The sequence below is a fragment of the Pseudomonas sp. RIT623 genome (assembly GCF_004519305.1).
Taxonomy (GTDB): Bacteria; Pseudomonadota; Gammaproteobacteria; order Pseudomonadales; family Pseudomonadaceae; genus Aquipseudomonas.
On the sequence record NZ_SOZA01000023.1, the window covers coordinates 56,489 to 79,869 of the forward strand.

Annotated in this window: 21 protein-coding genes; 11 read left to right on the top strand and 10 right to left on the bottom strand. The window is 66.6% G+C overall.

Going from position 1 to position 23,381, the window contains the following annotated elements; all coding sequences use genetic code 11:
- Window positions 1-90 precede the first annotated feature (90 nt).
- Window positions 91-429, top strand: coding sequence for a hypothetical protein (locus tag E3U47_RS16080; protein WP_134692673.1), 339 nt, complete (start codon window positions 91-93; stop codon window positions 427-429).
- Between the two features lie 127 nt (window positions 430-556).
- Window positions 557-1,990, top strand: coding sequence for a PLP-dependent aminotransferase family protein (locus E3U47_RS16085; protein WP_134692674.1), 1,434 nt, complete (start codon window positions 557-559; stop codon window positions 1,988-1,990).
- On the opposite strand, the gene E3U47_RS16090 is transcribed toward E3U47_RS16085, so the two are convergent.
- Window positions 1,983-3,179: a cyanate transporter gene (locus E3U47_RS16090; RefSeq protein WP_134692675.1), complete on the bottom strand. Its 1,197-nt coding sequence runs from the start codon at window positions 3,177-3,179 to the stop codon at window positions 1,983-1,985. The two genes, E3U47_RS16085 and E3U47_RS16090, sit on opposite strands and share 8 nt — an antisense overlap.
- Window positions 3,176-3,634, bottom strand: coding sequence for a nucleoside deaminase (locus tag E3U47_RS16095; RefSeq protein ID WP_134692676.1), 459 nt, complete (start codon window positions 3,632-3,634; stop codon window positions 3,176-3,178). The genes E3U47_RS16090 and E3U47_RS16095 overlap by 4 nt, the downstream gene beginning before the upstream one ends.
- A gap of 195 nt (window positions 3,635-3,829) precedes the next feature.
- Here E3U47_RS16095 and E3U47_RS16100 point away from each other — a divergent pair, with 195 nt between their 5' ends.
- The gene (locus E3U47_RS16100; RefSeq protein ID WP_134692677.1) at window positions 3,830-4,267 is read left to right on the top strand and encodes a carboxymuconolactone decarboxylase family protein; all 438 of its coding nucleotides are present in this window, start codon (window positions 3,830-3,832) and stop codon (window positions 4,265-4,267) included.
- A 12-nt stretch (window positions 4,268-4,279) separates the two neighbouring features.
- On the opposite strand, the gene E3U47_RS16105 is transcribed toward E3U47_RS16100, so the two are convergent.
- A complete protein-coding gene (locus E3U47_RS16105; protein WP_134692678.1) occupies window positions 4,280-5,302 on the bottom strand; it encodes an AraC family transcriptional regulator in 1,023 nt (340 codons plus the stop codon).
- Between the two features lie 182 nt (window positions 5,303-5,484).
- On the opposite strand from E3U47_RS16105, the gene E3U47_RS16110 reads away from it, so the two are divergent.
- The 4 genes from E3U47_RS16110 (at window position 5,485) to E3U47_RS16125 (ending at window position 9,817) form a co-directional block, all read left to right on the top strand.
- Window positions 5,485-6,669, top strand: a complete 1,185-nt coding sequence (locus E3U47_RS16110) for an acetyl-CoA C-acyltransferase family protein (RefSeq protein WP_134692679.1) — start codon at window positions 5,485-5,487, stop codon at window positions 6,667-6,669.
- A gap of 12 nt (window positions 6,670-6,681) precedes the next feature.
- Window positions 6,682-7,530, top strand: coding sequence for a 3-hydroxybutyryl-CoA dehydrogenase (locus tag E3U47_RS16115; protein WP_134692680.1), 849 nt, complete (start codon window positions 6,682-6,684; stop codon window positions 7,528-7,530).
- A gap of 12 nt (window positions 7,531-7,542) precedes the next feature.
- Window positions 7,543-8,130, top strand: a complete 588-nt coding sequence (locus E3U47_RS16120; protein ID WP_134692681.1) for a TetR/AcrR family transcriptional regulator — start codon at window positions 7,543-7,545, stop codon at window positions 8,128-8,130.
- A gap of 94 nt (window positions 8,131-8,224) precedes the next feature.
- Complete coding sequence (locus tag E3U47_RS16125; protein WP_134692682.1) at window positions 8,225-9,817, top strand: sensor domain-containing diguanylate cyclase; 1,593 nt, start codon at window positions 8,225-8,227, stop codon at window positions 9,815-9,817.
- Between the two features lie 3 nt (window positions 9,818-9,820).
- Here E3U47_RS16125 and E3U47_RS16130 read toward each other — a convergent pair whose 3' ends face one another.
- On the bottom strand, window positions 9,821-10,174 hold the full coding sequence (locus E3U47_RS16130) for a VOC family protein (protein ID WP_134692683.1): 354 nt from the start codon (window positions 10,172-10,174) through the stop codon (window positions 9,821-9,823).
- 135 nt (window positions 10,175-10,309) lie between these two features.
- On the opposite strand from E3U47_RS16130, the gene E3U47_RS16135 reads away from it, so the two are divergent.
- The 3 genes from E3U47_RS16135 to E3U47_RS16145 all read left to right on the top strand — a co-directional run bounded on the left by E3U47_RS16135 (window position 10,310) and on the right by E3U47_RS16145 (window position 13,451).
- Window positions 10,310-11,086, top strand: coding sequence for a ParA family protein (locus E3U47_RS16135; RefSeq protein WP_134692684.1), 777 nt, complete (start codon window positions 10,310-10,312; stop codon window positions 11,084-11,086).
- A gap of 76 nt (window positions 11,087-11,162) precedes the next feature.
- Window positions 11,163-11,939, top strand: coding sequence for a DNA/RNA non-specific endonuclease (locus tag E3U47_RS16140; protein WP_134692685.1), 777 nt, complete (start codon window positions 11,163-11,165; stop codon window positions 11,937-11,939).
- A 171-nt stretch (window positions 11,940-12,110) separates the two neighbouring features.
- A complete protein-coding gene (locus tag E3U47_RS16145; protein WP_134692686.1) occupies window positions 12,111-13,451 on the top strand; it encodes an MFS transporter in 1,341 nt (446 codons plus the stop codon).
- Between the two features lie 118 nt (window positions 13,452-13,569).
- Here E3U47_RS16145 and katG read toward each other — a convergent pair whose 3' ends face one another.
- The 6 genes from katG to E3U47_RS16175 all read right to left on the bottom strand — a co-directional run bounded on the left by katG (window position 13,570) and on the right by E3U47_RS16175 (window position 22,195).
- Window positions 13,570-15,801 carry a catalase/peroxidase HPI gene (katG, locus tag E3U47_RS16150; RefSeq protein WP_134692687.1) on the bottom strand — a complete coding sequence of 744 codons (2,232 nt, stop codon included), beginning with the start codon at window positions 15,799-15,801 and terminating at the stop codon, window positions 13,570-13,572.
- A 334-nt stretch (window positions 15,802-16,135) separates the two neighbouring features.
- Window positions 16,136-17,545 (bottom strand): DOPA decarboxylase, encoded by a 1,410-nt coding sequence (locus tag E3U47_RS16155; RefSeq protein ID WP_134692688.1) that lies wholly within the window; start codon window positions 17,543-17,545, stop codon window positions 16,136-16,138.
- A gap of 80 nt (window positions 17,546-17,625) precedes the next feature.
- The gene (locus E3U47_RS16160) at window positions 17,626-18,570 is read right to left on the bottom strand and encodes a LysR family transcriptional regulator (protein ID WP_134692689.1); all 945 of its coding nucleotides are present in this window, start codon (window positions 18,568-18,570) and stop codon (window positions 17,626-17,628) included.
- Window positions 18,571-18,656: 86 nt separating this feature from the next.
- Complete coding sequence (locus E3U47_RS16165) at window positions 18,657-19,367, bottom strand: YebC/PmpR family DNA-binding transcriptional regulator (protein WP_023631852.1); 711 nt, start codon at window positions 19,365-19,367, stop codon at window positions 18,657-18,659.
- A 105-nt stretch (window positions 19,368-19,472) separates the two neighbouring features.
- Window positions 19,473-20,864 carry an FAD-dependent oxidoreductase gene (locus E3U47_RS16170; RefSeq protein ID WP_134692690.1) on the bottom strand — a complete coding sequence of 464 codons (1,392 nt, stop codon included), beginning with the start codon at window positions 20,862-20,864 and terminating at the stop codon, window positions 19,473-19,475.
- A 14-nt stretch (window positions 20,865-20,878) separates the two neighbouring features.
- Entirely contained in the window at window positions 20,879-22,195 is a 1,317-nt protein-coding gene (locus E3U47_RS16175) for an MFS transporter (protein ID WP_134692691.1), read from the bottom strand.
- 246 nt (window positions 22,196-22,441) lie between these two features.
- Here E3U47_RS16175 and E3U47_RS16180 point away from each other — a divergent pair, with 246 nt between their 5' ends.
- Window positions 22,442-23,299, top strand: a complete 858-nt coding sequence (locus E3U47_RS16180) for a LysR substrate-binding domain-containing protein (protein WP_134692692.1) — start codon at window positions 22,442-22,444, stop codon at window positions 23,297-23,299.
- Window positions 23,300-23,381: the final 82 nt, after the last annotated feature.

Here is a 23,381-nt window from a genome sequence, read left to right on the forward strand (position 1 = left end):
TGATTGTTGCCCCACCTTCGGCAAACCATCATCCGGCCTGGAGACGCCACCACCGCCCACCGCGGCAGCCCTGCCAGACGAGGCCATGCCATGCCCAACGACAACCACCCTACCCGTGAACTGCGCCATACCTTGCGCCAGCTGATGGCCCATGAGGTCAGCAACCCCGATGACAACCCGCACCTGTCGGGCGTGCGGTTCTTCTGTGCGACCGACGAACATACCCGGCAGTTGATAGAGCAGGTCGAGCTGCTCGCCAGCGAGGCGTTCTTCGATGCCAATGGGCGCGCTATCGCGGCGCGCATGCGCGATGCCGCCATCGATGGCGTGTGCATCAAGCAAAAGCGCAAGGTGGCCGAGGATGAAACGGTGATACGGATCGCGCTGCCTGACAAGGGGTACATCACCATCAGTGCGGCGCGGCTTTGAGGGGATTCGCCGATGGCCTTGCGGTGAACACCTGCAAGCCCTGCCCGGCCCGCCAATAAACCTGCCCCTCTTGCACCTTCCCGCGCAACCCCCGAAGCTTGACCATCCCCGCGCTTCGGACCCCCCCATGGAACTGCACATCCGCCTCGATGGCCGCAAAGGCCTCGCCGACCAGCTCTACCAGCAACTGCGCGCCGGTATCGACAGCGGTCACCTGGCCGCCGGCACCCAACTGCCGCCTACCCGCTTGCTCGCCGAGCAACTGGGCGTGTCGCGCAAGACCGTGGCCGAGGCCTATTCACGGTTGACCTACGACAACCTGCTCAGCGGCGTGGTCGGCCGTGGCACCTTCATCACCCCGCGCCTGCCATTGCGCGCCGATAACGCCGATGCGGCGCCACTGGCCGCTGCTGCCACCCTAGAGCGCTGGCGCCAACGGACGACGATCCTCGGCCAACGGGCACTGGATGCGCCCTCGCGCTACGACTTCGTCGGCGGTGCCTCGAACAAGGCGCAGTTCCCCTACGACCAGTGGCGCAGTTGCCTGAACCATGCCCTGCGCCGTAGCCAGCGCCACAACGAACGGCAATTCCCGGCCCAGGGCCTGCCCGAACTGCGCGAGGCCATCGCCCATCACATCGCCTTCGCCCGCGGCGTGCAATGCAGCCCGGCCGAGGTGCTGGTGTGCAACGGTGCCCAGCAGGCCTTGGACCTGATCGCCCGGGTGTTGATCGAGCCAGGTTGCAAGGTGGCCATGGAAGACCCCGGCTACCCACCGGCTCGGCAATTGTTCCTGGCCCTGGGCGCCCGCTTGCAAGCGGTGCCGGTGGATGAGCAAGGGCTGTGCGTGGCGCAGATCGAGGATGGCACCCGGCTGATCTACGTCACCCCGTCACACCAGTTCCCGCTGGGCATGCCCATGGCCGACGCACGACGCCAGGCGCTGCTGGCCCGGGCCGCCGAGCTGGGCGCGCTGGTCATCGAGGATGACTACGATTGCGAGTTTCGCTACCAGGGCCCCGCCGCCGAGGCCCTGCAACGCCTGGACCGCCACGGGCTGGTGGCCTATGTCGGCACCTTCTCCAAGACCCTGTTGCCGGAGTTGCGCCTGGGATACGCGGTGCTGCCGCCGGCCGTGTTGCAGGCAGCCTGCGTGGCCAAGCACCTGAGCGACTGGCACAGCCCGACCCTGCAGCAATGGGCACTGGCAAGGTTCATCGGCGAAGGCCACCTGAACAAGCACATCCGCCGCAGCCATGAGGTGTACAGCGCCCGTCGCGCGCGCATCCTGGCGCGCCTGGACGGCGACCTGGCGCCCTGGTTCGACGCGGTACCGGCCAGTGCCGGGTTTCACCTGAGCGCGCTGGCCAAACCGGGGGTGGATGTGGAGCTGCTGATCACCCTGGCGCGCAAGGTCGAGGTGGGGTTGTACTCGCTGGCGCCGTTCTTCAGCGAGGCCCCGGTCAGGCCGGGGCTGCTACTGGGCTTCGGCGCCATCGAGCTGCTGGATATCGACCCGGCCCTGGATCGGGTTCGCGATACCCTGCAGCGCCTCAGTTGAGCGCCGCTGCCGCGCCGGCCTGGCCGGGCCGGGCGATGGCCTTGGCGTAGCCGCACGGGGTGAAACGCAGGGTCACCAGCAACATGGCCAGCACGGTGCAGGTCAGCAATGTCCACGAGGCCTGGAAGTCGCCGCTGACATCACGCAGCCAGCCAGTGATGTAGGGCACGGTCCCGGTGATGATGAAGCCCACCCCCTGCACGAACCCCGCCAGGCTGCCGGCCTCGGCCGGCGTGCGCAGGTGCTCCAGGGTCAAGGTCAGGCTGAGGCTGAAGCAGGCCCCCAGGCCCAGGCCGATCATCGCCACCCACAGCCCCATGGCCATGGCCGGCGCCAGCAACAGGCCGAGGAAACCACCCAGCTGGATCGCCAGCGCCAGCCACAACCCCGGGCGGCGATCGGCCAGGCGGCGCAACAGCAAGGGCAGCCCCAGGGCACCGCTAACCTGGAACAGGGTCATCAGCCCGACCAGCTCGCCGCCGCCTTGGGCCGTGCCGCCGTGCTCCAGGTGATAAGCCGGCAGCCAGGCGACCATGCTGGTATAACCGCCGTTGATCAAGCCGAAGTACAGCGCCAGCAGCCAGGCGCGGCGGTTGCCGAACCAGTGGCCGCCAGTGGTGCCGCCCAACGTCGGCAGGTCATGTCGCGGGCGCAGGGTGAGCCAGGCCAGCAGGGCCAGCAGCGCGGGCAACGCCCATACCCCCAGCCCCACCTGCCACTGGCCGCTGTAGGCGGTGATCGATGGTCCCAAGACCGCTGCCAGGCCACCACCGCTCATCAACGCCGCCGAATACAGGCCCATGGTCGCAGCCAGGCGGGTCGGGAACCAGCGGTTGACCAGCCCCGGCATCATGCCCTGCACCAGCGCCACGCCCAAGCCGGCGATCACCGCGCTGGCGATCAGCGCCCAGGCGCTGTCCAGCTGCAACCGCCACAGGCAGGCCGCGGCGATGGCCGCAAGGCCCGCGAGCATGCCGCCATGTTCGCTCAACCAGCGCCGCAGCCAGGGCTGCAGCAATGGCACCAGGCCCATGCACAGCACCGGCAGCGCGGTCAGCAACGCCGCTTGCTGGTAGCCCAACCCGGTGCTCTGGCGCATGGGTTCGAGCAACGGTCCGATGCTGGTGAGCATCGGCCGTAGGTTCAGTGCCAGCAGTATGACCAACAGCAAGTTCAGTGCGTTCCTCATGCCTGGCGGGCCTGCTGCCATTCGGCGTACAGGCCCGCTTCGCCGACAGGCTTGAGTGGGCGCAACGCCAGGCTTTGCTGTTGCGCAGGCCTGGCCATCTGCGCGTACACCGCGGCGGTGGACAAGCCATAGGGCTCGCCCTCGTCGTTGTCGTAGGCGAACCAGGCGCGCTCGATGCCGCACAGGTGCATGGCTGCCAGGCACATTGGGCACGGATGGCCGCTGGCATAGATTTCGGCGCCGTCCAGGCGCGCGCGGCCCAGGGCCTGGGCGGCCTTGCGAATGGCCTGCATTTCGGCGTGGCTGGTCGGGTCCTGGGTGCTGTGGATTTCGTTGACGGCCCGGGCGACGACCTGGCCCTGGTACACCAGCACCGCGCCGAATGGGCGGCCGCCGGCCTGGATATTGGCGCGGGCCAGGTCGATGGCTTCGCGCATGAAGTGTTCGGTGGGCATACAGCGTTACTCCAGTGAAGACCTGGCCATTATCCCGGCTCCACCGCCCGGGCAGAAATGAAGAGATTGGATGCCTGTCAGTGGCCACCTGAATGGCGGCATTGGCCTCCCGATAAAGCGCTGCATTGGCTATTCGGCGTCGCCCGCGCTGGCGCTAAGGTAACGCCACTTACCCTCAATCACTGGAGCCTGGACATGCACGACCGAATCGAATGGGCCAAACACTCGCCGCTGGCCTACAAGGCCATGGTCGGCCTCGAGCAAGCGCTGGTCAGCTCGGGCCTGGAGCACTCGCTGCTGGAGCTGGTGCGCCTGCGCGCCTCGCAGATCAACGGCTGCGCCTACTGCGTGAACATGCATGCCAACGATGCGCGCAAGGCCGGCGAAACCGAGGCGCGCCTGCAGACCTTGAGCGTCTGGCGCGAAACCCGCTATTTCAGCCCGCGTGAACGGGCCGCCCTGGCCTGGGTCGAAAGCCTGACCCGCCTGCCCGAACGCGGCGCGCCGCAGGCGGAGTACTCGGCGTTGCTGGAGCACTTCGATGCCACTGAAATCGCCAACCTGACCCTGGCCATCGCCACCATCAATGCCTGGAACCGCTTCGGCGTGGGCTTTGCCATGGTGCCGGCCTGACACGGCCAGCCGTCAAGGCGTCTGGCCGCCGGCTGACACCCGTGCCCGGTAGCTGCCCGGGCTCTGCCCGGTCCACTTCTTGAACGCCCGGTGAAACGCGCTCGGCTCCTGGAAGCCAGTCTGCCCGGCGATCTCGGCAATACTCAGGCGCCCTTCGCGAAGCAGCTCGAAGGCCATGGCCCGGCGCACCTCGTCCTTGATCTGCTGGTACGAGCGCCCTTCGCGCTCCAGTTGCCGGCGAAAGCTGCTGGCGCTGAGCCGCTGGCGCTCGGCCATGGCGTTTAGGGTCGGCCACTGCCCGTAGTGGCGGGCGCGCAGGTGCCGGTAGACCTCCGCCACCAGGCCGTTCTGGTTGCGAAAGCGGATCACCAGCCCCTGCGGCGCGCTGCGCAAGAAGGTCTTCAGCGCTGCCAGGTCCTGTACCACCGGCAGGCGCAACCAGGCGCTGTCGAACTCCACCTCGGTACGCCCGCTGCCCAGGCGCAGGTCCGGCCCCCAGAGCAGGGCGTCGTCCTCCTGGGCCGGGCGCGCCAACGCAAGTTCAGTACGGTCGATGGCGATACGCCGCCCGGCCAGCCAGCACAGCAGGCCAACCACCAGCACCAGGTAGGTTTCCTCGGCATACACCCGGGTCAAGGGATCGTCGATGCTCGAGGTCACGCTGATCACCGCCCGGGCGCCGCGCACGCTGACACTGCCACGCAGGTCGCGCAGGAACAGGCCGAAGTTGCCCAGACACTGGCGCAAGGCCTTGCCCAGGTCCGGCTCCTGGATCAGCCCGCGGCAAATCAGGGCGAAACTGCCCAGCGGCATGCCGTGGCGGTCGAGGTGGAAGAACTCGTCGTGTAATTGGTCGATCAGCGCCAGCCACAGCTGGGCGAAAGCCTTGGCCGGCACCCGCGCCTGGGGCTGGGCCAGCACCGCCGGGTCGATACCCACCGCGCGCAGGTGCGCGTCGCGCGCCGCCGGGCGCTCGCGCAGGGCATGCAGCATGGCATTGAGAAAGTACACCGCGACCGTATCGCTATCGCGCATCGCCAAGTAGCTCGCTGTCTGGACTGAGTGGCAAAAAATGCCAGGCTGGCTGAGCAGATCCGGCATAGGCCGCTGGCGGGCCATTGCCTAGACTCGACCCACCCACGGGGTTGCAAGAAGCTGGCGCGCATTGTCGCAGAGCCTCGCCCCACCTCGCCATGCCTTCGCACACGGAGCCCTTCATGAGCAGCACAGAAATCTACGTCGTCAGCGCGGTACGCTCGGCCATCGGCAGCTTCGGCGGTTCGCTCAAGGACCTGCCCCTGGCCGACCTGGCCACCCAGGTGAGCCGTGCCGCCATCGAACGCTCAGGCGTGCCCGCCGAGCAGATCGGCCATGTGGTGATGGGCAACGTGATCCCCACCGAACCGCGCGACGCCTACCTGGGCCGGGTGGCGGCCATGAACGCCGGCATCCCCAAGGAAACCCCGGCGTTCAGTGTCAACCGCCTGTGCGGCTCGGGCCTGCAGGCGATCGTTTCGGCCGCCCAGGGCCTGCTGCTGGGCGACAGCGACATCGCCCTGGCCGCCGGCGCCGAATCCATGAGCCGCGGCCCGTACCTGCTGCCGCAAGCCCGGTGGGGCGCGCGCATGGGCGACCTGCAAGGCATCGACTACATGGTTGGCATTCTTCAGGACCCGTTCGAACACTTCCACATGGGCATCACCGCCGAGAACGTCGCCGCGGCCCATGGCATCACCCGCGAAATGCAGGATGAACTGGCCCTGACCAGCCAGCATCGCGCTGCCCGCGCCATCGCCGAAGGCCGCTTCGACAGCCAGATCGTGCCCATCGAGCTGAAAACCCGCAAAGGCACCGTGCAGTTCGCCGTGGACGAGAACGTGCGCGCCGACGCCAGCGCCGAACAACTCGCCGCCATGAAGGCGGTGTTCAAGAAGGACGGCACCGTCACCGCCGGCAACGCCAGCAGCATCAACGACGGCGCCGCCGCCCTGGTGCTGGCCACGGGCGATGCGGTGCAGCGCCTGGGCCTTAAACCACTGGCGCGCCTGGTGGCCTACGCCCATGCCGGTGTCGAGCCGGCGCTGATGGGCCTGGGGCCGATTCCAGCGACCCAGAAGGTGCTGGAAAAAGCTGGCCTGAAGGTGGCCGACCTGGACGTGATCGAGTCCAACGAGGCCTTCGCCTCCCAGGCCTGCGCCGTGGCCCGCACGCTGGGCTTCGACCCGGAAAAGGTCAACCCCAACGGCTCGGGCATCTCCCTCGGCCACCCGGTCGGCGCCACGGGCGCAATCATCGCCACCAAGGCCATTCACGAACTGCACCGCACCCAAGGCCGCTACGCCCTGGCGACCATGTGCATCGGCGGCGGCCAGGGCATCGCCATCGTCTTCGAACGCGTTTAAGGAGCCAGCAGGATGACTATCGAACAGATCGCCGTGATTGGCGCCGGCACCATGGGCAACGGTATCGCCCAGGTCTGCGCCCTGGCCGGTTACCAGGTTTTGCTGGTGGACGTGGCCGAGGCGGCCCTGGAGCGGGGCCTGGCCACCCTGGGCAAGAACCTCGAGCGCCAGGTCAGCAAAGGCACCGTCGAGGCCGACAAGGCCGATGCGGCCAAGGCGCGTATCCGCACCAGCACCGATTACGCGAAGCTGGCCGATGCACAACTGGTGATCGAGGCGGCCACCGAGAACCTGGCCCTCAAGCAACGCATTCTCCAGCAGGTGGCGGCCAACGTGAGCGCCGACTGTCTGATCGCCACCAACACCTCGTCGCTGTCTGTGACCCAACTGGCCGCCAGCATCGACAACCCGCAGCGCTTCATCGGCGTGCACTTCTTCAACCCAGTGCCGATGATGGCCCTGGTCGAGATCATCCGCGGCCTGCAGACCAGCGACAGCACCTACGCCCAGGCGCTGCTGGTGACCGAAAAGCTCGGCAAGACGCCGATCACCGCCGGCAACCGCCCAGGCTTTGTGGTCAACCGCATCCTGGTGCCGATGATCAACGAGGCGATCTTCGTGCGCCAGGAAGGCCTGGCCAGCGCCGAGGACATCGACACCGGCATGCGCCTGGGCTGCAACCAGCCGATCGGCCCGCTGGCCCTGGCCGACCTGGTGGGCCTGGACACCCTGCTGGCGATCATGGAGGCCTTCCATGAGGGCTTCAACGACAGCAAGTACCGCCCCGCCCCGCTGCTCAAGGAGATGGTCGCCGCCGGCTACCTCGGGCGCAAGAGCGGCCGCGGCTTCTTCAGCTACTGAGGAGCGCAGGCCATGCCCCCGGTCAACGCGGCGCTGCGCTGCGCCAATTTCGAGGAACGGCGCGACCGGGCCATGGCCCTGTTCGCCGAGAAGGGTTTCGGCCAGGTCAGCATGCGTGAGCTGGCAGCGCACGTGGGCCTGACCGCGGGCTCGCTGTATCACCACTTCCCCAGCAAGCAGGACCTGCTCTACGACCTGATCGAGGAGCTCTACGAGGAACTGCAGGCCACCCTGGAGCAAGGCCGCCGGGCCCGGGCCCAGGGCAGTCCGGTACTGCCCTGCCTGATCGGCGCGCACTGGCAGTTGCAGGCCGAACGACCGATGCAGTTCCGCCTGGCCGAACGCGACTTCTGCTGCCTGAGCATCGAGCAACAGGCACGCCTGGGCGCCTTGCGCGAACGCTACGAGGCTGGCCTGCTACGCCTGGTCGCACCGCAAGCGCGCCGCAGCGGTGAAGCGCTGGCGGCCACCGGGCATGTGCTGGCGACCTTGCTCAACCAGCTGCCGGGCATGCTGCGCGCACGGGCCCTGAGCGAGGTCGAAGGGTTGAGCCTGATGCAAAGCCTGGTACAAGGCGCTATCGAGCGCAGCTTGGGCTGAGGCGTTTTCCTGCAGAAAAAGCGCGGGTCGCCCATGGTTCCCCAAGAGGTAAACGAGTAAGGTTGATCCCCTTTTACCGTCGGTGAGACCTGGATTGCCACACGCCAAGCATGGCCTGCGCCTGGACCTGCGCACGCTTATCCTCGTTCTCTGCGCGCTGACCGCCGTGGTGATGCTGCTGAGCAGCTATTTCGCCAGCTACCGGGTGCAGCGCCAGTTGCTGATCGATCACGCGCTGGAGGCCAACCGCGTGTATGCCGCCAAGCTGGCCGCCATCACCGAGACGTCCCTGGGCAATGCCTTGCAACAGCTTGCGTTCAGCGCCGAGGTACAAGGCCGCCAACTGAACGACGACGCGGCCTTGCAGGCCGAGACCGAACGCGTGCTGCGCCAAAGCAGCGCCTTCAACTCCACCTTCATGGTCGATGCCCGGGGCACCCTGCGGGCAATTTCACCCGCCTCGTTGCGCCACCTCATCGGTACCCCTTCCACCTCCCCCGGCGCCCTGCAAGCCCTGCGCGAACAGCGCACGCTGGTGTCCCCGGCGTACCTTTCAGCGGCCAACAACCTGGTGGTGGCCCTGTCGCAACCAATCTATGACGCCCAAGGGCACTACCTGGGCTATGTCGGCGGCAGCCTGTACCTGCGTGAGCGCAATATCCTCAAGGGCTTGTTGGGTGAGCACTTCTACCAGGACGGCTCATACCTCTACGTGGTCGACCGCAACCACCGCCTGTTGTACCACCCCGACAGCGACCGTGTCGGCACGCTGGTGGCCGGTAACAGCCTGGTGGATGAACTGGCCACCCTGGGCAGTGGCACCCGGCGGGTGATCAACAGCCAGGGCGTGGAGATGCTGGCCGGCTTCGCCAGCGTGCCGAGTAGCGGCTGGAGCGTGGTGGCGCAGCAGCCGCTGGCGGCGACCGTCGCACCGATGCACCACCTGATTCTCAACGTGATCGGTATTTCCGCGCCGCTGGCGCTGCTCGGCTGTCTGCTGTTGTGGTGGCTGGCGCTGATCATCGTCCGCCCGCTGTGGCAGTTGGCCGCGGCCGCACGCAGCCTGGACCGCGCCAGCACCGCCGAGCGCATCCACCGGGTCCGCGCCTGGTACTTCGAAGCCGCCGAGCTCAAGCGCGCCCTGCTGTTCGGCCTGAACCTGCTGCAGGAGCGCATCGGCCGCCTGAACCGCGACGCCCAGACCGATCCGCTGACCGGGCTGGTCAACCGCCGCGGGCTGGCCACCACCTTGAGCCACTGGCAAGCCGAGGCGCAGCCGTTCGCCGCCATCGTGCTGGACGTGGACCATTTCAAACAGGTCAATGACACCCACGGGCACGATGTTGGCGACGCCGTGCTGCGACGCCTGGCCGAGCTGATGCGCGGCGCCTGCCGGGAAGGCGATGTGCTGTGCCGCACCGGCGGCGAGGAGTTTCTGATGCTGTTGCCCGGCGCCAGCCTGACAGCAGCCGGCAACGTGGCCGAACGTCTTCGCCTGTCAGTGGAGCAAACGTTTTTCGCACCAGTCGGACGCTTGACCATATCCCTGGGCGTGGCCCATTGGCTCGCCACCGAACATGAAGTGCCATCAGCCGTGCTCAAGCGTGCGGACGATGCCCTCTACATGGCCAAGCAGAACGGTCGCAATCAAGTCGGCAGTGCAGGCCCCGAAGCATCCGGCGAGTAAAGCTCAACTGCTCGACCACACCGCCAGTTCGTAGCCATCCGGGTCGATGAAGTGAAAGCGCCGCCCACCTGGAAAGGCGAACACCGCCCGGCTGATCCGCCCTTGCGCCGCCTCGACGCGGCGCTGTGCCTCGGCCAGGTCATCGGCATAAAGAATCACCAGCGGCCCGCCGGGGCGTACCGGCTCCCCGGTAGTGAAACCGCCTGTCAAGCGGCCATCGCTGAACTCGGTGTAGCTTGGCCCGAAGTCGGTGAAGGTCCAGCCGAACACCTGGCCATAGAACGCCTTGCTGCGGGCGATATCGGCCACGTTGAACTCGATGTTGTCGATCTGCCGGTCGTTGCCGCGCATGCCCATGGTTGCCTCCTGGCGCTGATGTGAGCCGCCATCCTGATACTCGGGGGGCAATGTAACAAGCACTGTCTTAAAACTGTCACGTTACAGTCATAGGATTGACCGCGCTCTGACATTTTCCATTCAAGGATGACTGCCATGCGTCGTGTCGTGTTCAACCAGAAAGGTGGGGTCGGCAAGTCCAGCATCGCCTGCAACCTGGCCGCTGCCAGCGCCGCAGAAGGCTACCGGACCTTGCTGGTGGACCTTGACCCGCAAGCCAATGCTACCTATTACCTCACCGGTCTCAGTGCCGGCGCGATCCCGGCGGGCATCACCGACTTCTTCCGCCAGACCCTGGCGCCCAACCCGGCCAGCGGCAAGCGCCATCGGGTGGCCATTACCGAAACCCGCTACGCCAACCTGCACCTGGTCACCGCCAGCCCCGACCTGGCCGACCTGCAAGGCAAGCTGCAAAGCAAGTTCAAGATCAACAAGCTGCGCAAGTTGCTGGTGGCGCTGTCGGGCGACTATGAACGCATTTACATCGACACCCCGCCTGCGCTCAACTTCTATACCTTCAGTGCCCTGATCGCGGCCGAACGGTTGCTGATCCCCTACGATTGCGACAGTTTTTCGCGCCAGGCCCTGCACAAGGTGATGGCCGAGGTCGAGGAACTGCGCCAGGCGCACAATGCCGGGCTGGCGGTCGAGGGCGTGGTGGTCAACCAGTTCGCCGGGCGCACGGCGATGCACCAGACCCTGGTCGAACAATTGCGCGGCGAGGGCCTGCCGGTACTGCCGATATACCTGAGCAGCTCGATCAAGATGCGCGAGTCCCACGAGGCGGCGGTGCCCCTGGTGCACCTGGCTCCCCGGCATCGCTTGACGCGGGAGTTCGTCGAGCTGCTGGATGTGCTTGAACGGGCGGCCTAGGCCTGGTCGCGCCCCAGGCTACAGATCGCCCCGGCCATGCTGTAGGATTCGCCGCTTTTCTCATGGATGACGCGGCATGCGTTTGCTGTTCCTGCTGTTCCTGCTCAGCCTCACATCCTGCGCACCGCGCCTGCCATCGCCTCCGGCGCCAACGCCCGCCTTCACAGCGCTCACCCTGCTCGACCAGGGTCGCTTCCAGCTCTGGTACGACTGCCAGCGCGGCGAGCCGCACCGCTTCGCCTTTACCCTGGGCCGGGACGAAGGCCATCTGCCGCGTATCGACAACTTCCGCATCGACCGCGGCCTGCCCGCGGGCTGCAAGGGCCAACACTCAGCCAAGGCCTATTCATCGCCCAAGGGTTATCACCGTGGTCACCTGGCGGCGAACAACCATTTCGACGACGATCGCGCGGCGATGGACGCCTCCAACCTGATGAGCAACATCGTCCCGCAGTTGGCCGCGCACAACAGCCGCACCTGGTACCAGACCGAGCTGCTGACCGAGTGCTACCGCGACCGGCACCCGGTGACGGTGATCGGCGGCGTGGTGTTCGGGCACTCGGGCCAGGCGCCGGATAACGATCACTTCGTCGCTTCCCACGGCATCGCGACCCCGGAGGCATTCTGGAAAGTGCTGCTGACCGAGGATGACCAGGGCCAGCCCCAGGTCATCGGCTGGTGGATTCCCCACGAGGCTGGGCTGGGCACCAACCTGGACCCATACCTGCGCAGCGTGCATGAGATAGAGGCGCTGCTTGGGGCGGGCGAGGCGCCGATCGATGTGCCCGACCTGGTCAAGGACTTGCGGCCGATGCATACCTGGCCGGTAACGGCGGGGTGTGATCGGGAATGATGCATGGGCACGGGCTTGTGCCCTGCCCCTCCAGGCCCTAATAGGCATCCCGGTGTCGCCCTCGACACAACACCCTCTGCCGCTGGCCTGTCTACTGCCTTGACAACAATGACGGCGCGCCATGAGCGCGGTGCGTTCGTCCAGGCTGCCAGACCACCGGAGAGCACGTCCATGTCCATCCCCCATGAGGTTCCGCCCGCGACCCTGCGACGGGTGATCGCCGCCTCGGCCATCGGCAACTTCGTCGAATGGTTCGACTTCGCCGTCTACGGTTTCCTCGCCACGCTGATCGCCAGCCAGTTCTTCACCGGTGAAAACGCCAGCGTCGCCCTGCTCAAGACCTTCGCCGTGTTCGCCGTGGCCTTCGCCCTGCGCCCCTTGGGCGGCATCGTGTTCGGCGCCCTGGGCGACCGCCTTGGGCGCAAGCGTATTCTGTCGTTGACCATCCTGCTGATGGCCGGCTCCACCACCTTGATCGGCCTGCTGCCCACCTACGCCAGCATCGGGGTGCTGGCCCCGCTGCTGCTGACCCTGGCTCGCTGCCTGCAGGGGTTCAGCGCCGGCGGCGAGTATGCCGGGGCCTGCGCCTACCTGATGGAGCATGCGCCGCAACAGCGGCGCGCATTCTATGGCAGCTTCGTGCCGGTCTCGACCTTCAGCGCCTTCGCCTGCGCGGCAGTGATCGCCTACGCCCTGGAGGCGAGCCTGACGCCCGAGGCGATGAGCGCCTGGGGCTGGCGCATCCCGTTCCTGATCGCCGCGCCCCTGGGACTGGTCGGCTTGTATCTGCGCTGGCGTATGGAGGAAACCCCGGCCTTCCGCCAGGCCATGGCCGAGGGCAAGCGCCATGCGCACTCGCCGCTGGGCGACACCCTGCGTCACCATGGCCGCACGATCCGCAACCTGGGCGCGTTCATCTCGCTGACGGCGCTGTCGTTCTACATGTTCACCACCTACTTCGCCACCTACCTGCAAACCGTCGGCCAGCTCAGCCGGGCCCAAGCCTTGCTGGTGTCCACCGTGGCGCTGTTGTTCGCCGCCGCTGGCTGCCCGCTGGCCGGGGCATTCTCCGACCGGGTCGGGCGTCGACGGACCATTGGCTTTACCTGCCTGTGGGTGATGTTCGCGGTATTGCCTGCCTACTGGCTGGCCAGCTCCGGTTCGCTGGCCGGGGCCTTGCTGGGGGTGATCCTGCTGGCCGTTGGCGCGCTGATGAGTGGTGTGGTCACCGCAGCGCTGCTGTCGGAGTGCTTCCCGACCCGCAGCCGTTATACCGCCTCGGCGATCACCTACAACCTGGCCTACACCCTGTTCGGCGGCACTGCACCGTTGCTGGCGACCTGGTTGATCGAGCAAAGCGGCAGCCGCCTGGCGCCGGCGTTCTACCTGGTGGCAATCGCCTTGCTGGCATTGCTAGGGGGGTTGGCGTTGCCGGAGACGTCGCGGATATCGCTGCATGACGAGCCCGGCGATACAGCGCAAGGTGAGGTGGCGAGCGAAGCGGTTCACTAGGCATTTCAGCCCGCGGTGGATGGCACCGGCGGCGCCGGCGTTCGCCGGCAAGCCGGCTCCTACGTCCTGTAGGAGCCAGCCTTGCTGGCGAAGCAGGCAACGCGGTGCGTGGAACCGGCTACAGATCGAACCTATCCAGTTCCATGACTTTCACCCAGGCGGCGATAAAGTCCTTGGCAAATTTCTGCCCGCCGTCACTGCTGCCGTAGACCTCGCTGATGGCCCGCAACTGGGCGTGGGAGCCGAACACCAGATCGACCCGGCTGGCAATCCACTTCACTTGCCCGGTCTTGCGCTCGCGGCCCTCGAAGGTTTCGTTGTCCGCCGTGGTCGGCTTCCACTCCACGCCCATGTCCAACAGGTGGCGGAAGAAATCGTTGCTGAGCACCCCGACCTTGTCGGTGAACACGCCCTCCTTGCTGGCGCCATGGTTGGCGCCCAGCACCCGCAGGCCGCCAACCAACACCGCCAGCTCAGGCGCGGTCAGGGTCAGCAACTGGGCTTTGTCCAGCAGCAGTTTTTCGGCCTTGACGCTGTAGCGCGCCTTGCTGAAATTACGGAAACCGTCAGCCAGGGGTTCGAGCACGGCGAACGACTCGACGTCGGTTTGCGCCTGCGAAGCATCCACCCGCCCCGGGCGGAACGGCACGCTAAGGTCATGCCCGGCGTCCTTGGCGGCTTTTTCCACCGCCGCGCTACCGGCCAGGACGATCAGGTCGGCCAGCGATATCTTGTTGCCACCCTCGGCGCGGATTTTTTCCAACGCCGTGAGTACCTTGTCCACGCCCTGGTTCGCGGCCCAGCCCTTTTGCGGCGCCAGGCGCAGACGCGCGCCATTGGCCCCGCCGCGCTTGTCGGAACCGCGGAAGGTCGAAGCCGAGGCCCAGGCAGTGGAAACCAGCTCGGCCACGCTCAGGCCCGAGGCCAGGACCTTGGCTTTCAACGCGGCGATATCAGCCTCGCTGGGCTGCGCGCCGGCCTTGGGCAGTGGGTCTTGCCAGAGCAGTTCCTCGTTGGGCATTTCCGGGCCGAGGTAACGCGCCAGCGGGCCCATGTCGCGGTGGATCAGTTTGTACCAGGCGCGGGCGAAGGCATCGGCCAACTGCTCGGGGTTGTCCTTGAAGCGGCGGGCGATGGGTTCGTAGATCGGGTCGAAGCGCAGCGCCAGGTCAGAGGTGAGCATCGAGGGCGCATGCCGTTTCGACGCATCGTGGGCATCCGGCACCGTACCTGCGCCCTTGCCATCCTTGGGCCGCCACTGATGGGCACCCGCCGGGCTCTTGGTCAGTTCCCATTCGAAGTTGAACAGGTTGTTCAGGTACTCGTTGCTCCAGCGCGTGGGCGTCGAGGTCCAGATTACTTCCAGGCCGCTGGTGATGGTGTCACCGCCTTTGCCGGTGCCGAACTTGTTGGCCCAGCCCAGCCCCTGCTGCTCCAGCCCCGCGGCCTCCGGTTCGGCACCGACGTTGTCGGCAGGGCCTGCGCCATGGGTCTTGCCGAAGGCGTGGCCGCCGGCGATCAGCGCCACGGTCTCTTCATCGTTCATGGCCATGCGGCCAAAGGTGTCGCGGATGTCCTTGCCCGATGCGACCGGGTCCGGCGTGCCGTCCGGCCCCTCTGGGTTGACGTAGATCAGCCCCATCTGCACTGCGGCCAGGGGATTTTCCAGGTTGCGCTCGCCCGCCAAGTTGCGGCTCTGCTCCTCGGGGCGCTTGGCAGGCTCGGCCACCAGGTCGCCCTTGCCCGCCGGCTCGGCCTTGCCGTAGCGGGTATCGCCGCCCAGCCAGACCTTCTCCGAGCCCCAGTAGACATCCTCGTCCGGCTCCCACACATCGGAGCGCCCGCCAGAGAAACCGAAGGTCTTGAAGCCCATCGACTCCAGGGCCACGTTGCCGGTGAGCACGATCAGGTCGGCCCAGGAGATCTTGTTGCCATACTTCTGCTTGATCGGCCACAGCAGGCGCCGGGCCTTGTCCAGGCTGACGTTGTCGGGCCAGCTGTTGAGCGGGGCGAAGCGTTGCTGGCCGGAACCGGCGCCGCCACGCCCATCGCCGATACGGTAGGTGCCGGCACTGTGCCAGGCCATGCGAATGAACAACGGGCCGTAGTGGCCGAAGTCGGCGGGCCACCAGTCCTGGGAATCGGTCATCAAGGCGGTCAGGTCTTGCTTCAGGGCCTGGAAGTCGAGGCTCTTGAACGCCTTGGCATAGTCGAAGTCCGGGTCCATGGGGTCGGACTTGGACGAATGCTGGTGAAGGATCTTCAGGTTGAGCTGGTCAGGCCACCAGTCACGGTTGCTGGTGCCGCCACCGGCGGTTTGATGGAACGGGCATTTCGATTCGTTGGCCATCTGCGTCTACCTTTGGTTCGGGTCTGTCCAGATTTCCGGGCGTTGTTGTCGTTGCGCTGCCAGGTCTTGGAGCGGCCACGGCCAAGGCGTGAGCCTGCTCCTCATCAGGGTTGGCCGGCGGCGCCAGGCGCTTGAGCGCAGCGGCTTTTCGCGGGACCAGCACAAAGACTAGTCGAGCCTGCCCAGAGGTCTAATAGAGGCGCTGTTGCACAGCGATAGCCTGGCTCTTTCACCCAGGCGGCGAACAGACAATCATCAACCAGGCCGATAGCCACTATGGTGCTGTTCGCCAGCAAGGCTTGCCGTGGCAGCCAGCCTGCTGGCGAACAGTCGCTCAAGCCACCACAGCTTGCAGGCGCTGCCACAACCGTTGCACATGCTCGCGCTCGGTCGGCAGCGCCCCGACCGACACCCGCACCATCCAGCCCCCGTTCAAGGTTGCAGGGGTGACATAGGCCTCACCCGAGGCATTCAAGCGTTCGGCCCAGGCGCGGGTATGACGATCCAGCGCCTCACCCTCAACCCCGGCTGGGCGATGGCGAACGCACAAGGTCTGCAACTGCACCGGCGCCAGCAGCTCCCAGTCGCCACTCGCCGCGACCTGCTCGGCCAGCCAGCGGGCATTGTCCAGGTCGCGGCGCAGACGCTGCTGCAAGGCTTCGACACCCTCGCTGCGCAGCATGAACCACAGTTTCAACGCTCGGAACCGACGCCCCAGCGGGATGCCCCAGTCACGCAGGTTCTTCACCTCGCCGTCGACCGCCGATTGCAGGTAGCTGGGGTTGGTGCTCATCACCCGGATCAGGTGCTGTGGATCGCGCACGTAGTAGATCGAGCAATCGAAAGCCACGCCCAGCCATTTATGGGCATTGACCACCACCGAGTCGGCCAGCTCGATGCCGTCCCACATCCAGCGGCATTCCGGGAGGATCATCGCCGAGCCGGCCATGGCCGAGTCTACATGCAGCCACAGCTGGTTGGCCTGGGCGATTTCACCGATCGCGCGCAGCGGGTCCAATGCCGTGGTAGTGGTGGTACCGGTGGTGGCGACCACCGCGCAGGGCTGGTTGCCGGCGACCAGGTCCTTGGCGATGGCCGCCTCCAGCGCCTCGGGACGCATGGCGAACTGCTCATCGGTAGGGATCAGGCGGATGTTGTCACGACCAAAGCCCGCCAGCAGCGCGGCCTTGTCCACCGAGCTGTGGGCGTGGGCGCTGACGTAGACGATCAACGGCTTGGCCTGGCCCTGCAGGCCGCCACGCACCTGGGCATGGTCGGTGGCACGCTCGCGGGCGCAGATCAGCGCCACCAGGGTGCTGGTCGAGGCGGTGTCCTGAATCACTCCGCTCCACTGGTCACTGAGGCCCAGCAACTGGCGCAGCCAGTCGAGGGTGGTCTCCTCCAGCTCGCTCAGGGCCGGGCTGGACTGCCACGACAGGCCGAGCACGCCCAGGCCGGTGCTGAGGAAGTCGCCCAGCACCGAGGACAAGGTGCCGTTGGAGGGGAAGTAGCCATAGAAATCCGGGTGCTGCCAGTGCGATAGGCCGGGCATGACCAGCTTGTCGACGTCGGCGAGGATGGCCTCGAACGGCTCGCCTTGCCGAGGCGCGCCCTGGGGCAGCGCGGCCTTGAGGTAGCCGGGCTCGACCTGGGCCATGACCGGGCGCTCGCCGACGCTCTGGCGGTAGTCGGCGATCAGGTCGATCAGTTGGTGGCCGTATTGGCGGAATTGTTCGGGGGTCATGGGCGGTCTCCTGGCTGCACAATTGCCTCGCAGTCTAGGTGCCCCTCACAGGCTAAAGAACCCCGCTTCGCGCATAGCTGCTATGGCAAAGGCGCATGCCCGCCCTGTACGCCGAAGTGCGACTGGCGCCACACCTCGAACACCCGATTGCGCAGCCAACGATGCTCTGCCGAGGCCTGCAGGCGCTGGTGCCACACCACCCAGTAGCGCTGGGTATGCTCGACAAAGCCCATCGGCCGCCAGCTCAGGCCATGCAACCGCGCCAGTTGCCGGGCGATATGCTCGGGCACCGTGGCCAATGCCTGGCCGTTGCCGACCACCTGGACCATCGCGCTGAAGAACGGCACCTCCAGCGTGACGCGGCGCTGCAGCCCCTGGGCGCGCAGATGGCGGTCGATGAAGCTGTCCTTGTCGCCGCCACCGGACACCCGCACGTGCTTGAAGGCCAGGTAGTCTTCCTGGCTCAGTTCGGCGCGAATACTCAATGGATGGTCATGGCGCATCAGGCACACCGCCCGGTCCTCGCCCAGCAGCCGGCCGTGCAGGTTGGGTGGCGACTCGTCGAACAGCGTGGTGGCCAGGTCGATCTCGCCGCCGGCGAGCAAGGCGTACTGCCCGGCCTGCCAGGTGCGGTACTCCAGCGACACCCCCGGCGCTTCCTGCTCCAACGCTTTCACCAGCTGCGGCAGCATGTGTTCGGCCACATAGTCCGAGGCCGCCAGGCAGAAACGCCGCTCGCAGCGCGCCGGGTCGAATGCCGCGGGCTGGCGCAGGGCGTTGAGCTCGTCCAGCACTTGGCGCAATGGCTCGACCAGCGTTTCGGCGTGTTCGCTGAGCACGTAGCCACGCCCCTGGCGCACCAGCAGCGGGTCGTCGAAGGCATCGCGCAGGCTGGCCAGCTGGCGGCTCAGCGCCGGTTGGCTGCAACCCAGGCGCTCGGCGGCGTGGCTGAGGTTCTTCAACTGCAGGAGGCAGTCGAGGGAGCGCAGGTGGGCAAGGCTGAGGGAGGCGAAGGTGGGGTGCATGGCGCAGGTCCGCAAATGTTCGCGGGGCAAGCCCGCTCCCACAGACGCACTGGGAGAGGGCTTGCCCCGCGAGGATAACGCGCGGCTCAGTCAGTCAGGCCGACATAGACGTTCTGTACGTCTTCGTTCTCGTCGATGGCTTCGAGGAAGGCCTCGACTTCGGCCAGCGCTTCGGCGCTCAGGCTGGCGGCGCTCACCGGGTTCTTCGGGGTATAGCCTATCTTCGCCGAAGTCACGGTGAAACCATGCTCCGGCAGGGCTTTCTGCACGGCGTCCAGGTCGGTGGTGTCGGTGATGAACAAGGTCGAACCCTCTTCCTCACCGTCCTCGAAGTCCTGGGCACCGGCTTCAATGGCTGCCATTTCCGGGTCGGCGTCGCCTTCCGGAGTCGCCTCGATCAGGCCGACGTGGTTGAAGTCCCAGGCCACCGAGCCGCTGGCACCCAACTGGCCCTTGCGGAACAGCACGCGGATCTGCGCCACGGTACGGTTGACGTTGTCGGTCAGGCACTCGACGATCAGCGGCACCTGGTGCGGAGCGAAGCCTTCGTAGCTGACCGCATGGTACTGCACGGCCTCGCCGTCCAGGCCGGCGCCTTTCTTGATGGCGCGTTCCAGGGTCTCACGGGTCATCGAGGCTTTCTTGGCCTGGACGATGGCCAGGCGCAGGCGCGGGTTCATGTCCGGGTCGGCGCCGGACTTGGCGGCGATCTGGATCTCCTTGGCCAGCTTGCCCATGATCTTGCCCTTGGCGTTGGCCGCCGTTTCTCTATGCTTGGCTTTCCACTGTGCGCCCATATCGACTCTCTTTGTTTCAGCGGCCGGTTCAGGAAGCGACCGGCCAAAAAGTGGGGAGAGTTTATACGCCCTGCGCACCGGGTTCGACAAGAAATCGCATCAGCTTCAGCCCTTGTCGGCCTTCCCCGCCGCCGCCGCGAACTTCGCCAGGCGCACATCCAGCCCGCGCGGACGCACGCCGCGGTCTTCGGCGCGCTCCTTGCGGCGGATGGCGTTGCGCACCATCAGCGACCCCAGGTAGCGCACCGGCTCCGGCGGGAAACGCCCCAGCGGGCCCTTGACCAGCGGCGAGCGGGTCCAGGCATTGGACTGCCCCAAGGCCAGCGACGCGAGGATCTGCCCGCCCATGTGGCACGGCCCTACCCCGCTGCCCGAATAGCCGAAGCCGTAGAACACGTTGCCCTGGCCATCGAGCCGGCCAAAGAATGGCAAGCCGGTCACCGAGCGATCCGACGGTCCGTTCCAGCTCGCCGCCAGCGGTACCTCGGTCAACGCCGGGAAGAACTCCGCCAGGCTGTCACGCAGCAACGGCTGATACGGCGACGGCTGGTCGAACACCGGCAGCATGCGCCCGCCGTAGGCGAAGGTATTGCCGCCCTTGCCGAGCATCAGCCGGCCATCGGAGGTGTTGTGGTAGTAGTGCACGAAGATCCGCGAGTCGAGCACGCTGACGCCGCTGTCCAGGCCGATCTGGCGCAGCAGTTCGGGGCACGGCTCGGTGATCACCATGTCGCTGGAGACGATCGCCACGCTACGCTCGAACTGTGGGAAGGCCCGCGCCATCCAGGCATTGAGGCCGAGCACCACGCGGTCGGCGCGAACAGTGCCGGCGCGGGTGCGCACCTGCACCGGCGCGCCATGCTCCAGGCCGGTCATTGCCGTGCCCTCGTGAATACGCACCCCACGCTCCAGCGCCACCCGCCGCAGGCCACGCACCAGGCGCCCCGGCTGCACCGTGGCGGCTGCCGGCGAGTACCAGCCTTCGAGATGGCGCGCGGAACCGGCCCGACGCTGCAACTGCTCCAGGGGCAAGCGCTGGAAGGAATTGATCCCCTGTTGCTCCAGCGCCGCGATCACCGCGTCGGTAGCGCCGAGCTGTGCGCGGTTGGTGGCGGTATACAAGGTACCGTCCATGCGGTAGTCGCAGTCAATGTCGTTGCTGGCGCAGAACGCGCCAATGGCCGCGACGCTCTGCTCCGACTCGCGCACCAGGCGCAGCGCCTCCTGCTCCCCGAACAGCCGTGCGAGGGTGAAGTACTTGGCCGACCAGGACAGCGCGCAGCCGCCATTGCGCCCGCTGGCCCCGGCGCCGCAGATGTCGGCCTCGATCAACAACACATCCAGCTGCGGTGCCTGTTCCTTGAGCATCAAGGCCGTCCATAGCCCGGTGTAGCCGCCGCCGACGATGCACACATCGCAGCGGGCGTCGCCGGCCAGCGGTGGGCATGGGGCCGCCTGTTCCTGGTCCAGAGCCTGTTGCAGCCAGAAGGGTCTCATCTGCTCGTTTTCCTCTAGGTCCGCAGTGGCTTGATCGCCATGCCGGTATTGGGCGCCACGTCGGTGGCCTGGGGTGTCGTTGCCGGACGGCTGTTCCAGTGCGGCAGCAGCACCAGGGCGGAGAACAGCGCGGTGCCGGCGAAGACGATGAATACCGTGACGCTGTCGAAGTAGCCCGGCAGCAAGCCGCCAAGCACCGCGCCCACCGAGCCGCAGCCGTTGACGAAGCCGGCCGCGGTGGCGCCGGCCTTGGCCGTGCCGAAGTCGATGGCCGCGGCGCCGCTGATCATCGAGTCCGGGCCGTACAGGGTCAGGCCCATGACGAACAGCAAGGCCACTACCAGCACCACGCTGCCGCTGTGCATCGCCGCCATGAAACCGGCCAGGGTCAAAGTCAGCAATACCAGGCTGATCACGCAGGCCGGCATGCGCCGGGCGCCGAACAGCTTGTCCGAGGCCAGGCCGATGAGGATCGGCCCGAGCAGCCCGGCCAGCTCGAAGGCAGTGGGGATGATCGCCGCGCCAACCTTGCCCACCGAGGGCATCTGTTCGAAGACAATCACCGGCCCCCATAGCAGAATGGCGTAGCGCGCGGGCTTGAGCATGAAGTAGGCCAGGCCCAGGGTCAGCACCGTGCGGTTGCGCAGGATCTCGCGCAGCGGTGCCCAGACGCTGCACAGGTTCGCCCCCGCGGCCATGCTCTGCGGTTCGGGCTCCACCGCCGGCAGGCCGACGTCCTCGGGTTTGTTGCGCTGGAAGATGAAAAACAGCACCGCCACCGCGGCCACCACCACGGCACTGGAGAAAAATGCCGCGTGCCAGCTGCCGACCAGGGTGTAGGCCCACCAGCCAGCAAACGGCGAGGCGACCAGGCCGCCGAAGGCGTAGCACGAGCTCCACAGCCCCAGCACCCGTCCACGCTGGGACGCTGGGAAGAAACTGCCGATGTTCTTGCACAGCCCCGCCCAGCCGGTGGACTGGGCCAGGCCCTGGATCAGCATGCAGGTGGCGAAGATCGGGAAAGTCGCGTAGCTGCCCATCGCCACGGCGGCGGCGGCCGAAATCAGCAACCCGCCCAGCACCACTACCCGTGGCCCGAAGCGGTCGGCAAGCATGCCCCAGGTGAACTGGCCCACGGCGTAGGCGGCCAGGTAGATGGCGTCGAGGTTGGCCATGGCCGCCTTGTCGAGCATGAACGATGGGTCTTCGCCGATGCCAAGCTTGGCCACCGAAAAGGCCTTGCGAGTGAAGTAGAAGGCGGCGTAGGCCAGCCAGGTGATCGCGAAAATCTGCACGCGCCAGCGTTTGATGGCGCCCAGGGATTGATTCATGTGACTCTGACCTCTTGTTTGAGTGTGCCGGCAGAATGTGAAGAAACGCCTGTCTTGTTGTTGTGTTGCGCACTGCGTGACGGAGGGACGTCACTTGGTCAGATGGCGGTGGTGCCGCCATGGCCGACATCCCGCTGCTCGTGGCAGAGGCGTCGGGTTGAAACACATGGAAACAGCTGCTGACTGATAAATAAAATCGATTTATCGTATTTCACACATAAGCCCAGCTTGTAAGCGGAGTGTTCGATGTCGGTTTCCCATGCTCAACTCAAGGCCTTCCACGCCGTTGCCGAACAGGGCAGCTTCACCCGTGCGGCACAAAAGCTGTTCCTCACCCAGCCGGCGGTGTCCGACCAGGTGCGCAAGCTCGAGGAACGCTTCGGGGTGTTGCTGTTCCAGCGCAACAAGCGTTCGGTGCAACTGACCGACCTGGGCGAGCGCCTGCTGGGTGTGACCCAGCGCCTGTTCGCCTGCGAGGCCGAGGCTGTGGAGTTGCTGCAGGACTCCCGGGCCTTGCACACCGGCAGCCTGACCTTGGCGGTGGACGCGCCGGTGCATGTGCTGCCGCAGGTGGCGCGGTTCTGCCAGCGTTATCCAGGGATCCAGGTGAAGATCGAGACGGGCAATACCGATGAATCGCTGGCGCGGTTGTTCAGCTACCAGGCCGACCTGGCGTTGCTCGGGCGTGATGTCGATGATGAACGGCTGCACTGCGTGCCCATCCGCCGTGACCCGATGGTGGCATTCGTCTCGCACCAGCACCCCTGGGCCAGCCGCGGTTCAATCAACCTGGCGGACCTGGACGACACGCCGTTGGTGCTGCGCGAGCCGGGGTCGGTGACGCGCCAGACCCTGGAAGAGGAGATGCAGCGAGCGGGGTTGCGGATTCGCCCGGCGATCCAGGTCGAAGGCCGTGAGGCCGCGCGTGAGGCGGTGGTGGTGGGGATCGGCGTCGGGGTGGTTTCGGCGGCGGAGTTCGGCGCCGATGCGCGGGTGTGCGCGTTGCCGATTGTCGATTGCCAGCGGCATTTGACCGAAACCCTGGTTTGCCTGAGAGAGCAACGGATGCGGCGGGTGGTGGCTACGTTTCTGGAGATGGTTTAAGCAGTTCCAAGGCTGCTGTTCGGCCAACCGTACCTCTGCCGACACGATCATTGCAGCGACGCAAAGACCCGACTGCATCGTT